The following is an 11,902-nucleotide window of genomic DNA, read 5'->3' on the forward strand; positions in this document are numbered from 1 at the left end:
GCTGAAAGCATAAAGCAGAACGCTTAACGCTGATTGTATTTTGCGTTAAGCGTTCTGCTTTATTATTAATTCTTAATTATTAATTATTACTTCCTACTTACCCCATTGCTTGTACCGCAGCAGCGCTTCTACAAAATAATAGTCTGCATAGGAAAGCGGCACATCTACTTCAGATTTATGCGGGAAAGAACCTACACTATGCATTAATATAAAATCATTATTCTCTCCTTCTTTAGCCAGGTAAGCCGGGCTGCTTAAGCTGGTAAGCATTTTCTCTGCTGCATTCCAGTAACGGGTAGCATCCTTACCGGTAGTATAACGGCTCAGCTCCAGTAAAGCAGATGCTGCTACTGCGCCGGCAGACGCGTCGCGGGGTACATCCGGTATGCCGGGCGCATTGTAGTCCCAGTAAGGGATCATGTCTTCCGGCAGGTTAGGATTGTTTAATATAAAATCTGCAATATGTTTGGCCTGATCCAGGTACGCCTTGTCCCTGGTTTCCCGGTACATCATAGTATAGCCGTATAAGCCCCAGGCTTGTCCGCGCGACCAGGCGGAGCTATCGGCCGCGCCTTGGTGGGTTTTCTTTTGCAGCACCGCACCTGTACCGCCATCATAATCTATTACGTGGTAAGAGCTGTAATCCGGCCGGAAATGATTTTTGATGGTCGTATTGGCATGCGTTTTAGCGATCTTCGCAAAAGAGCCATCACCGCTGGTACGGCTGGCCCAGGTAAGCAGCTCCAGGTTCATCATGTTATCAATGATCACCGGGAAGGTGAATGCGCCATGATCCCATGATTTAATACAGCCCACTGTTGGATTAAAACGGGTGGATAAAGACCTGGCGCTGGTCAACAGCACTTCTTTATACGCCGGATCCTTAAACAAACGGTAAGCATTGCCAAAGCTGCAATACATCATAAAGCCCAGGTCGTGCGTGCCTTTATTATTCTTTTCGTTTTCAATAAGGGCCAGCCGTTTTAAGGCTTCTGTTTTCAGGGAAGCATCTTTCTTGTATTCATACAGGTATAATAAAGTGCCGGGGTAAAAACCGCTGCACCACCAGTGTGAGTTAGAGGTCATTAAGCTGCCGTCCTTGTTGGTGGAGCGGGGCAGCAGGCTATCCGGCAGGTGCTGCGCCATCAGCTTATACTGTTTCACCGCCAGGTCCAATGCCTGGTTGGCCCGCTGTACCAGCGCCGGTTTTGCTTTTTGCGTTTGTGCCTGCACAGGTGCCAGGGCGGTCAGTGCTGCCAGCAATACGGTGCCGGTGAACAGCTTAAAGGTTTGTTTGCCTGAATACTTGTTCATTTCGTGGTCTTTTGTCGGTTTAGTTGCAAGGGCTATTTCTTTGCCGGTTTCTTTGCAGCTGCTTTCACTACATTTTTCCCTTCAGAAGATGCCCGCTCAATTAATCGGATGGGTATAATTTCCGGCGATTGCTTTTGCGGCGCCGCGGGTGCCTTTAATAATTCTATTAATGCTGCAGCTACCCGCTCTCCCATCATTTCCGGCGACTGGTCTATGGAAGTAATGGAGGGCGTACTGATCTCACTGCGCGGGTCATTAGAGTAACCAATGATCTTCAGGTCTTCCGGTACCCGCACATTAATACCCCGGCAATATTCCAGGATAGTAAGGGCGGTGGTATCATTGGCCGCGAAAATGCCATCCGGGTAAGGCTTTTGGGCAAAGATCTGCTTACAGGCTTTTAAGGCATTATCCCGGGTAAGCTCCTGGTAGAACATGCGCGTTTTCTTAAACGGCAGCTTGTATTGCTGCAGCGCTTTTTTATGACCGGCCACCCTTTCGATATACAGACTGCAGCTCAGCGGGCCGGAAATATGCACAATATCCTTACAGCCTTTCAGGATCAGGTGCTCCGTAGCAGTAAAGCCACCCAGGAAATCATCGCCTTTGATCACTTTTGCATTTTTTTCCAGGGGCACCCGGTCAAAAAATACCAGGGGAATATGCTGCTCCTTAAAAATATCGAAGTGCGAAAAATCGCTGGTATACAAGGTAGTTGATACCGCTAAACCATCTACCCTGGCTGAATACAGCGTATTTACCAATGCCACTTCCTGCTCATAGGAATCATTTGACTGGCAAATGATCAGGTTATAGCCATGCTCCTGCAATTTGTTTTGCATGATGGTGGTAATGGTAGCCGGGAAGAACATGGAAATGCGCGGTATGATCAACCCGATGGTTTTACTTTTATTATTCCGCAATCCGGCTGCCAGCGCGTTGGGGCGGTACCCCAGCTTACGCGCCATTTTTTTTACTTTATCTTTCGTACGGGCGCTGATGTTAGGATTATCATGCAATGCGCGCGACACCGTGGATACAGAGAGGTTTAGCTCTGCTGCTATGTCGACGATGGTTTTTTCTGATCGTTTACTCATGTATTGTAATTAGCTGCGTGGAATTTATGAAATAAGTGGCTAATTACCTATCTAACGCCCCATCCAGCCGCCATCTACCGTTAAAATAGTGCCATGCACATAGTCCGATGCGGCAGATGCCAGGAATACCGTAGGACCTTTAAAATCCTCCGGCTGGCCCCAGCGCCCGGCTGGTATACGGTCCAGGATAGAGGCGCTCCGTTTTTCATCTGCCCGCAGGGCGGAGGTATTATCCGTAGCAATGTAACCCGGCGCTATGGCATTTACATTCACTCCCTTACCAGCCCATTCATTGGCAAATGCTTTCACCAGCGATCCCACAGCGCCCTTGCTGGCAGCGTATCCCGGCACATTAATACCACCCTGGAAGGTAAGCAGGGAAGCGGTAAAGATCACCTTTCCCCTGCCCCTGGCCAGCATCCCCTGCCCTATCTCACGGGTAAGGATAAACTGGGCGTTTAAGTTAGTATTGATCACAGTATCCCAGTACTCATCCGGGTGCTCTGCTGCCGGTTTACGCATAATGGTACCGGCGTTGTTCACTAATATATCTATAACAGGTATGTCTTTTTTTACCTGCTCAATAAACACATATAATGCTTTACGGTCTGCAAAGTCGCACTGGTAGGCTTTAAACGTACGCCCCAGGGCAGTAACCGCCTTTTCAACATCACTCCCGCTTTTTTCCAGTGAGGCAGAAACGCCTATGATGTTAGCCCCCGCTTCTGCCAGCGCTACCGCCATAGCCATGCCGATGCCTCTTTTACAACCGGTCACTAATGCCGTTTTCCCCTTAAGGTCAAATAGATCCAGCATCTTGTTAGTATGTTTTTGTGTTAATATAATTGCGGTACTTAGCGCAGCTCAGTGATCGGACAACCATCCATATCGCCATAATCCAGGTTTTCACCGGCCATACCCCATATAAACGTATAATTGCTGGTACCTGCGCCGGCATGAATGCTCCAGGGGGGAGAAATAACCGCCTGCTCATTCTGCATCCAGATATGCCGGGTTTCCTGCGGCTGGCCCCAGAAGTGGCTTACCGATTGTCCCTGCGGCACTTCAAAATAAAAATATACTTCCATTCTGCGGTCGTGCGTATGCGCGGGCATGGTGTTCCATACACTGCCGGGTTTCAGCTCCGTCATACCCATTTGCAGCTGGCAGGTGGGCAGCACGCTGTTCACGATCAGCTTATTAATAGTGCGGTGGTTGGCAGTTTCCAGGGCGCCCAGGGTTACGATCTCCGCTTCCTTCTTGGTGATGCGGCGGGTAGGGTAATTGGTATGGGCTGGCGTAGAGTTCAGATAAAACCTGGCGGGTTTACCGGGTTCCTTGCTGCTGAAGATCAGCTCCTGCTTGCCCTGGCCAATGTATAAGGCTTCTTTGAAATCGATTTCAAATGCTTCCCCGTCTACCTTCACTGTGCCGGCGCCCCCCACGTTAATGATGCCCAGCTCCCGGCGCTCCAGGAAATAGCTTGCCTTTAGCTGGTCTACCGGTTCAAGCTGTATGGCTTTGCTTACCGGCATAATGCCGCCGGTAATAAAACGGTCGTAGTGGCTGTATACCAAACGTACATCATCGGCTTCAAACAACTGTTCTATCAGGAGTGCCTCCCGGGTTTGCGCTGTGGTCCAGGTTTTCACTTCCTGCGGGCTGTTTGCATACCTTGTTTCTGCCTTAATACTCATGCTTTTGATTTTGAAATATAAGGTAAGATAGCGCGAATTCATGAATCTTGCAAACGTTTGCATAGATTCAGGCACTGGTTTGTTGCTTTATTAGTTTCTTTGCACGCTGGACTATACAATTTAAAGGTGTCAAAATCTTATTAAGGATTAACATTTTAGTATTAAAATCGAAAACACATATTCGTTACTTTAGTATTATGAACACGTATTTGCAAATACACCCTGATGATAACGTACTGGTGGCGTTACAGGATCTACCGACGGGCACTCAAATCCAATTCAACGGCACTTCACTGGAACTGGTTAAAGATGTTCCTGCCAAGCATAAATTCACCCTTACCGATCTGCAACCTGATGCTCCCGTTGTGATGTACGGCGTACTGGTGGGCAAAGCCAATTCCCTCATCCGCCAGGGAGAGGTGATCACTACCAGCAACATCCGCCATGATACTACGGCGTTCCATGAAAAAGACGGCTCCATCCAATGGCAGGCGCCGGATGTAAGCAAATGGAAAAACCGCACCTTTATGGGTTACCCCCGTAAAGACGGGCAGGTGGGCACCCGCAACTACTGGCTGGTAATACCCATGGTATTTTGTGAGAACCGGAATGTGGGCGTAATTAAAACTGCATTTGAAAAAGGGCTGGGCTTTGCTCCGCCTGAACTGTATAATGAGCAGGTAAGCGACCTGGTAGACCTGTATAAAAGTGGCAACCTGGAAGGTATTAAGAACTACCAGCCGGTTTCAGTAACAGAAACGGCTACACGTAGCTCAGTATTCCCGAATATAGATGGTATTAAGTTCCTGATCCATGAAGGCGGCTGCGGCGGTACCCGGCAGGATGCTGAAGCCCTCTGCGCTTTACTGGCCGGCTATATTCACCACTCCAATGTGGCAGGCGCCACCATCCTGAGCCTGGGCTGCCAGCATGCACAGGTATCCATTTTACAGACCGCACTGAAAAAGTTGAATCCTACTGAGGACAAACCGGTGCTGGTGTTTGAGCAGCAGAAAAGCGGCTCTGAATTCAACATGCTGTCCACCGCTATTAAGGAAACTTTCCTGGCTTTGGTTGAAGCCAATAAAATAGAAAGGCAGCCGGCCCCTCTATCCAAGCTGGTAATAGGTTTGGAATGCGGCGGCTCTGACGGGTTCTCCGGTATCTCTGCTAACCCTGCAGTAGGCCATACTTCCGACCTGCTGGTGGCATTGGGCGGTACTTCCATCCTGTCTGAGTTTCCGGAGCTGTGCGGGGTAGAGCAGGAATTGATCAACCGCTGTAACAGTGAAGCTGCTTCCGAAAAATTCATCCGCATTATGCGGGCTTATGAAAGCCAGGCAGAATCCGTGGGTTCCGGCTTTTACCAGAACCCCTCCCCCGGTAATATCAAAGATGGTTTGATCACAGATGCGATCAAGTCTGCCGGTGCTGCTAAAAAAGGCGGTACTTCCCCGGTGGTAGATGTGCTGGATTATACGGAGTATGCTACCAAACCCGGTCTGAACCTGCTGTGCACACCGGGTAACGATGTGGAATCCACTTCCGCAGAAGTAGGTTCCGGCGCCAACGTGGTGTTATTCACTACCGGTTTAGGCACGCCTACCGGCAATCCCATTTCACCGGTTATCAAACTCTCCACCAATACCCGCCTGGCACAACGGATGCCGGACATTATTGACATTAATACCGGTCCTATTATCAGTGGCGAAAAAACCATTGCAGCCATGGGAGAGGAAATACTGGAGTTTGTAATTAAAACAGCCAGTGGAGAGGTTATTACCAAGGCTGAGCAGCTGCACCAGGATGATTTTATTCCGTGGAAACGGGGTGTGAGCTTATAATTGATTGGATCTTACCACAAATAAAACAGGCTGTATCAAGGTAGATACAGCCTGTTTATTTTATAAGGCAGCTCGCCGCCAGTCCCTTACTTCCATGTGGGCTCCCCATTTTTCATTTTCTCCAGGGTAGCGCTCAGGTCTTTATCTCCATTCGACAGCTTCACCGCTTTTTCTTCCATAGCTATTGCTTCGCTCTTCTTACCCAGCTTATACAGGATGTTGGCGTAAGTGTCCATGTACATAGGTTCTTCCTTGTCTTTAATGGATCGTTTGCTCCATTCCAGCGCCTCAGTTACACAAGTCATATCCTGGCAGTTCTCAAATACCGCCCATGCAAATTCATTCAGCATTTCAGGCGATGTATTGCTGCCAAATTGTTTCATATAAGCCATTACATTGGTCTGAAACATGGGCCAGTCTTTTTTTGCCATACTATACCGCACTTTACCCATGGTTACTACTTCCATTGCATATTGCGGGTATTTTTCCTGCACTTGCTTTTCAATGGATGCCCAGTCCACTGCATTACCCCGCAGCTTTGCATAGACCTCCTCATTTGCAATAATGTCTTTTACCCTGGCGGTGGCTTTACCGTCGCCTAAAACAGCATCTATCCCTTTGCTTTGTTTCATAAAAATGGTAAACCCGGTGTCTTTACTGCTGTGGGTAAAGTTATCCATGAAGCGGATGTTATCAGCCGTCATCAGGTTCTTTTGTGTAGCAAGGTATTCACGGGAAATTTTAGCCGCATGGAGGCCATCATCGGCATCCATTGCTGCCATGGCCATTGCGTACAATGCTTCGGGCTTATTATTGCCTTTATTGTATTTATCCAGCTGTGTATAATACTGGGTGGCAGGGTTCAGCGCTTTTTCAGACCTGGCTATAAACTCCGCCGCCTCTGAGCTTCCAACCGTACGGTGCACAATCTTTCCATCCGGCGAAAAGTATAGGAAGGTAGGGTAGCTCCGGATCTTATACTCTTTTTCTATCATTGCCGCATCCGTATACCAGCTTTTAACATGCTCATTGTCATCCGGGGTTTTGTCCAGCTGAACTTTTACATTAATAAAATTGCTGTTGAAGAACCGGCCCATTGCTTCCTGCGGGAATACCTGTGCAGTCATGTATTTACAGGGGCCACACCAGGTAGTATAACAGTCCACAAAAATATATTTGTGCTCCGCTTTAGCTTTAGTCAGCACCTGCTGCCAGGTAAGCTCTTTTTCAAAATGCACTCCCTGCGCAAAAGCCAGCGCAGGCAGCAATGCCAACAGGCATAATAGTTTTTTCATGGTCAGTTTTTTAATGATGGGGTGATGGGTTTGACGATCTGACAATTAAGATAAGTTAAATATCCATTCCGGCATGTACCGCCGGTAAAATTGTCCCGGAGTGATGTTATTTCTTCAAAAAAAATCCCGGCTTTATCAACCGGGATTTTCGTGTTCAATTATTTCTTTCAATTATTAATTATCCTTCAGTTGCACCTGCTCCATTTTGGGTGCAAAAAAGTGCATGATCACCCAGGCCAGCAGGTAAGCAAATCCGCAGATGATGAACAGGATGTTATACCCAACATTCACATCGCCCAGCGCCTTGTAATGGTCCAGCATGGAGCCTACCAGCAAGGGAAACAGCATACCGCCAATAGAGCCCGCCATACCGCCGATACCTACCACGGAGCTTACTGCGTATTTAGGGAACATATCAGATACCGTGGTGAAAATATTTGCAGACCAGGCCTGATGTGCAGCTGCAGCTAAACCTACCAGGGATACGGCTACCCACATGCTGCTGGTGTATTTGGTAAGCATAATGGGTACTACAAGGACTGCAAAAAGGAACATAGATGTTTTACGTGCCTTAAATACCGGCCAGCCTTTCTTAATAAGAAAAGAGGATAGCCAGCCGCCGCCAATGCTGCCAATACTTACCATGGTATAAATGATAATGATGGGCAAGCCATAGCTGGCTTTCATATCTACATTAAACGCAGAGGAAATATAGGAAGGCAGCCAGAAAAGGAAGAACCACCATACCGGATCAGTCAGCAGCTTACCAAATACAAAGGCCCAGGTCTGACGGATGGTGAACAGCTTTAACCAGCTGATCTTGCGGGTTTCGGCATCCGGGCCGGGTTGATGTTCTTCATTATCGCTGTGAATATATGCGTATTCTTCTTTCGTTACCCGTTTGCTTTTGGCAGGTGTATCATATAAAATAAACCAGAAGATCAGCCATACAAAACCAATGGCGCCGGTCCAGATAAAAGCGCTTTGCCAGCCCTGTACCTTCGCGATCCAGTACACCAGCGCCGGTGCAATCACCGGTCCCAGGTTGGCGCCGGCATTAAAAATACCGGTGGCTAATGCCCGCTCTTTCTTGGGAAACCATTCTGCAGTGGCTTTAATGGCGGAAGGAAAGTTACCTGATTCACCCAGGCCCAATGCCACACGTGCTATTCCAAAACCTAAAGTGGATTTTGCCAGCGCATGCGCCATCGCAGCCACGCTCCACACGATCAGGGAAATGGTATAACCTAACTTGGAACCAATTTTATCAACCAGCCCCCCAAAGAGCAGCAGGCCCAGTGCGTAGGCGGCGGAAAAAGCGATCACTATATAGCTGTAATCAGATTCTGTCCAGTGGAACTGTATTTCCAGGTCTCCTTTTAACAAACCTATTACCTGCCGGTCAATGTAGTTAATGGTAGTAGCAAAGAAAAGCAGCGTGCAAATAACCCAGCGATAGTTTCCGGTTTTTGTGGAATTCATTCTAATAAATTTGGAATTTATGAGCAAACGGTGTTTGACCACTCAATTTAGTGTAATGCTTTCACAAATGCAAACGTTTGCACCACTTTGGCTTTCAGCGCGCTCCAGTCCTGGCTTTCAATCACCTGTTTTGACAATAAGTTAGAGCCCATGCCCACACAAACCACCCCGGCCTCAAACCAGGAGGCAATACTTTCCTTAGTAGGCTCTACCCCGCCGGTAGGCATAAATTTGGTATTGGGGAACAGCGGTTTAATGGATTTTACAAAACCAGGGCCCAGGATATTACCGGGGAACAGCTTTACCAGCGGGGAATCCAGCTTTTCTGCCACTGCAATTTCAGAGGGTGTCATACAACCGGGGATCCAGAGGATGTTCTCTTTTTTGCAGTACTGCCCAATTTCAGCATCGGTGATAGGGCTTACAATAAAATCAGCGCCCTGCCCTACAAAGGTTGCTGCATCTGCCGCATTTTTAATCGTACCAATTCCCAGATACATATCGGGCATGCTTACCAGCTTCTTGTCGCGCATGGCAGCAAAATTACGGCGGGCATGCTCTCCCCTGTTGGTGAACTCAAACACGCGGATGCCACCTTCATAGCAAGCCTGCATTACTTCTATACAAACCGCTTCATCGTCATGGTAAAATACCGGTATTATCCCGCTGCGCTCAAAGGCTGCTATAATAGTGGATGGTTGAGGTGCCATATTAAATGAGTTTTAAAATATCTTCTTTACTGGTTTGGTTAAAGTCGCCTTTTATGAACAATTTGGACCAGGCAGCACCGGCAGCAAAGGAAATGAGCTTTTGTGCATCGAAGCCCTGCAGCAGCCCGTGTATAAGGCCTGCCATAAAACTATCGCCGCTGCCTACGCGGTCTACCACCTCATTGGTTTCAACCTGTTTGGAAACAGTTTGCTGCCCGTTGTGGTAGTAGGTAGCATAATACAGGTTATGGGTAGGCCCGCTGGAGAAACGGAAGGTGAAGGCCACGTGTTTACAGCGTGGGTACTTTTCCGTTATTTCCTGCGCTACTTTAATAGCCTGTTCCAGGTACACTTCTTTTTTGTCCTGCTCTAAAGCCACGGTATCCAGGGCAGTATCCAGCATGTTATGCGCTGCCCATATGTTGCCCATTATTACATCACAATACTGCACCAGCTCCGGCATTACCTGGAATGGTTTGGCGTATTGCCATAATTTATTGCGGTAATTCAGATCAGTAGAAATGGTGAGGCCCTTGCGGCTGGCAGCTTCCAGGGCTTCTTTACAAACTTTGGCAGCCTGCTCGCTGAGCGCAGGTGTAATAGCGCTCCAGTGAAACCAGGTAGCATCTTCCAGCAATTCATCCCAGTTTACGGTGCCGGGTTCCAGCTGGCTGAAGGCGGAGTATTTGCGGTCGTACACCACCTCTGCATGTTTCAGGTCGCTGCCCTGTGCCAGGAAGTAGGCGCCTATACGGTCGCCGCCCCACAGCATACGGTCGGTAGTAATGCCTGCCTTTTCCAGCTGCTGCATTACCTGCTTTGAGAGGCCGTTTTCGGGGGCTTTGCTAATGTAGGCCACTGGTGTGCCCCAGCGTGCCAGGGAGGCAGCCATATTAGCCTCTGCCCCGCCTATGTATAATGCTGAACTATGTTGTTCCCAGTCAGGGGAAAAGCGGAATAACAACTCTCCGTACGATATAACTTTTACCGGTTTCATTAAAAATTAAAGTAGGCTTTTGCATTATTGTAACAAATATCCTGCACCATTTTACCCAGCCAGGGAATATCAGACGGCAGCTCGCCGTTCTCTACATCATTTCCTATAAGGTTACACAAAATACGTCTAAAATATTCATGGCGGGAATAGGAAAGAAAACTTCTGGAATCTGTCAGCATCCCAACAAAGCGGCTAAGCAATCCCATGTTGCTCAATACATTCATTTGTTTTTCCATACCGTCTTTCTGATCCAGGAACCACCAGCCGCTGCCGAACTGCATTTTACCGGCCACTGTGCCATCCTGGAAATTGCCGACCATGGTGGCAAACACTTCGTTATGAGACGGGTTCAGGTTATAGACGATGGTTTTAGCCAGCTTGCTTTTTTTATCCAGCCCATCAAAAAAGGCCGACATACTTTCCGCTACCTGCCAGTCGCCAATGGAATCCACACCTGCATCTGCGCCGATCTGCTGCAACAAACGGCTGTTATTATTACGGATGGCCCCTACGTGAAATTGCTGTACCCAGCCTTTTTCATGGTTCCACTCACAAATAAAATGCAGGGTGGCGGCTTTGAACTGCGCCGCTTCTTCGGTGCTCACGGCCTTGCCTGCACGTAGTTTGGCAAAAATGTTTTCCAGGCCGGCGGTGGTATACGCTGCTGCGTAAAAGGTGCTGATACCATGGTCAGACAAGCGCCCGCCCGCGGCGTGAAAATAATCGTGACGGCTGCGCAGCGCATCCAGCAAGGCCTGGTAGCTGTTAATGTCTTTACTGGCAGCAGCGGCCAGCTTATCCATATAAGCATTAAATGCAGCAGCATCTTCTACTGCCATTGCCTTATCAGGCCGGAAGGTGGGTAATACTTTTACCCCTAAATTCTTTTGCTTGATTGCTTTATGATGTTCCAGGCTATCGCAGGGATCATCGGTGGTGCACAGTGCATTTACCTTAAAATGCTGCAGCAGGGCCTGGGTGGTCCATTGCGGCAGCTGTGCGTTACAATGATCGTAAATTTCCTTTGCCGTATCTGCATTCAGCTGTTTGGTTACGCCAAAGGGATTTAACAGCTCCATATGCGTCCAGTGGTATAAGGGATTGCGCATGGTATAAGGTACGGTGGCCGCCCAGTGTTTGAACTTTGTAAAATGATCTGCGCTGCCGGTAATAAATTCTTCCGCCACACCGTTGGCGCGCATGGCCCGCCATTTATAGTGATCTCCCTGCAGCCACATAGCGCTCAGGTGCTCAAACTGCCGGTTGGCGGCAATTTCATCCGGCGGCAGATGGTTATGATAGTCAATAATGGGCATGCTGCTGGCATACTCATGAAATAAACGTTGAGCCGTTGCTGTTTGTAACAAAAAATCTGCTGATAAGAATTGCTTCATACGCGAAATTTAATTACGAATTGTTCAATTACGAATTACGAATTAATGCAGCGGAGATTATATATCCACCCG

10 protein-coding genes are annotated in these 11,902 nt (G+C 48.2%); 1 reads left to right on the top strand and 9 read right to left on the bottom strand.

Going from position 1 to position 11,902, the window contains the following annotated elements; all coding sequences use genetic code 11:
* Positions 1-93: 93 nt before the first annotated feature.
* The 4 genes from BMZ54_RS22260 to kduI are packed head-to-tail and all read right to left on the bottom strand — an operon-like array spanning position 94 to position 4,108.
* Positions 94-1,314 carry a glycoside hydrolase family 88 protein gene (locus tag BMZ54_RS22260; RefSeq protein ID WP_089917549.1) on the bottom strand — a complete coding sequence of 407 codons (1,221 nt, stop codon included), beginning with the start codon at positions 1,312-1,314 and terminating at the stop codon, positions 94-96.
* Between the two features lie 32 nt (positions 1,315-1,346).
* Positions 1,347-2,411 carry a LacI family DNA-binding transcriptional regulator gene (locus BMZ54_RS22265; protein ID WP_089917551.1) on the bottom strand — a complete coding sequence of 355 codons (1,065 nt, stop codon included), beginning with the start codon at positions 2,409-2,411 and terminating at the stop codon, positions 1,347-1,349.
* A 51-nt stretch (positions 2,412-2,462) separates the two neighbouring features.
* Positions 2,463-3,227: an SDR family oxidoreductase gene (locus BMZ54_RS22270; protein ID WP_089917553.1), complete on the bottom strand. Its 765-nt coding sequence runs from the start codon at positions 3,225-3,227 to the stop codon at positions 2,463-2,465.
* Between the two features lie 38 nt (positions 3,228-3,265).
* Complete coding sequence (gene kduI / locus BMZ54_RS22275; RefSeq protein ID WP_089917838.1) at positions 3,266-4,108, bottom strand: 5-dehydro-4-deoxy-D-glucuronate isomerase; 843 nt, start codon at positions 4,106-4,108, stop codon at positions 3,266-3,268.
* 197 nt (positions 4,109-4,305) lie between these two features.
* Between kduI and BMZ54_RS22280 the strand changes: the two genes are divergently transcribed.
* Positions 4,306-5,952: a UxaA family hydrolase gene (locus BMZ54_RS22280; RefSeq protein WP_089917555.1), complete on the top strand. Its 1,647-nt coding sequence runs from the start codon at positions 4,306-4,308 to the stop codon at positions 5,950-5,952.
* Positions 5,953-6,038: 86 nt separating this feature from the next.
* On the opposite strand, the gene BMZ54_RS22285 is transcribed toward BMZ54_RS22280, so the two are convergent.
* The 5 genes from BMZ54_RS22285 to uxaC form a co-directional block, all read right to left on the bottom strand.
* Complete coding sequence (locus BMZ54_RS22285; RefSeq protein WP_089917558.1) at positions 6,039-7,247, bottom strand: thioredoxin family protein; 1,209 nt, start codon at positions 7,245-7,247, stop codon at positions 6,039-6,041.
* A 174-nt stretch (positions 7,248-7,421) separates the two neighbouring features.
* Positions 7,422-8,729: an MFS transporter gene (locus BMZ54_RS22290; RefSeq protein ID WP_089917561.1), complete on the bottom strand. Its 1,308-nt coding sequence runs from the start codon at positions 8,727-8,729 to the stop codon at positions 7,422-7,424.
* A 47-nt stretch (positions 8,730-8,776) separates the two neighbouring features.
* Positions 8,777-9,439, bottom strand: a complete 663-nt coding sequence (locus tag BMZ54_RS22295) for a beta/alpha barrel domain-containing protein (RefSeq protein WP_089917563.1) — start codon at positions 9,437-9,439, stop codon at positions 8,777-8,779.
* A gap of 1 nt (position 9,440) precedes the next feature.
* Complete coding sequence (locus BMZ54_RS22300) at positions 9,441-10,436, bottom strand: sugar kinase (RefSeq protein WP_089917565.1); 996 nt, start codon at positions 10,434-10,436, stop codon at positions 9,441-9,443.
* Positions 10,436-11,830, bottom strand: coding sequence for a glucuronate isomerase (gene uxaC / locus BMZ54_RS22305; RefSeq protein WP_089917568.1), 1,395 nt, complete (start codon positions 11,828-11,830; stop codon positions 10,436-10,438). The genes BMZ54_RS22300 and uxaC overlap by 1 nt, the downstream gene beginning before the upstream one ends.
* Between the last annotated feature and the right edge of the window lie 72 nt (positions 11,831-11,902).

Source organism: Chitinophaga rupis, assembly GCF_900109685.1.
In the GTDB taxonomy this organism is placed as follows: Bacteria; Bacteroidota; Bacteroidia; order Chitinophagales; family Chitinophagaceae; genus Chitinophaga; species Chitinophaga rupis.

Bases quoted from the DNA above. Each gene is read 5' to 3' on its own strand.
- BMZ54_RS22270 (WP_089917553.1), bottom strand. From the start codon at position 3,227: ATGCTGGATCTATTTGACCTTAAGGGGAAAACGGCATTAGTGACCGGT.
- BMZ54_RS22290 (WP_089917561.1), bottom strand. From the start codon at position 8,729: ATGAATTCCACAAAAACCGGAAACTATCGCTGGGTTATTTGCACGCTG.
- BMZ54_RS22285 (WP_089917558.1), bottom strand. From the start codon at position 7,247: ATGAAAAAACTATTATGCCTGTTGGCATTGCTGCCTGCGCTGGCTTTT.
- kduI (WP_089917838.1), bottom strand. From the start codon at position 4,108: ATGAGTATTAAGGCAGAAACAAGGTATGCAAACAGCCCGCAGGAAGTG.
- BMZ54_RS22265 (WP_089917551.1), bottom strand. From the start codon at position 2,411: ATGAGTAAACGATCAGAAAAAACCATCGTCGACATAGCAGCAGAGCTA.
- BMZ54_RS22300 (WP_089917565.1), bottom strand. From the start codon at position 10,436: ATGAAACCGGTAAAAGTTATATCGTACGGAGAGTTGTTATTCCGCTTT.
- BMZ54_RS22295 (WP_089917563.1), bottom strand. From the start codon at position 9,439: ATGGCACCTCAACCATCCACTATTATAGCAGCCTTTGAGCGCAGCGGG.
- uxaC (WP_089917568.1), bottom strand. From the start codon at position 11,830: ATGAAGCAATTCTTATCAGCAGATTTTTTGTTACAAACAGCAACGGCT.
- BMZ54_RS22260 (WP_089917549.1), bottom strand. From the start codon at position 1,314: ATGAACAAGTATTCAGGCAAACAAACCTTTAAGCTGTTCACCGGCACC.
- BMZ54_RS22280 (WP_089917555.1), top strand. From the start codon at position 4,306: ATGAACACGTATTTGCAAATACACCCTGATGATAACGTACTGGTGGCG.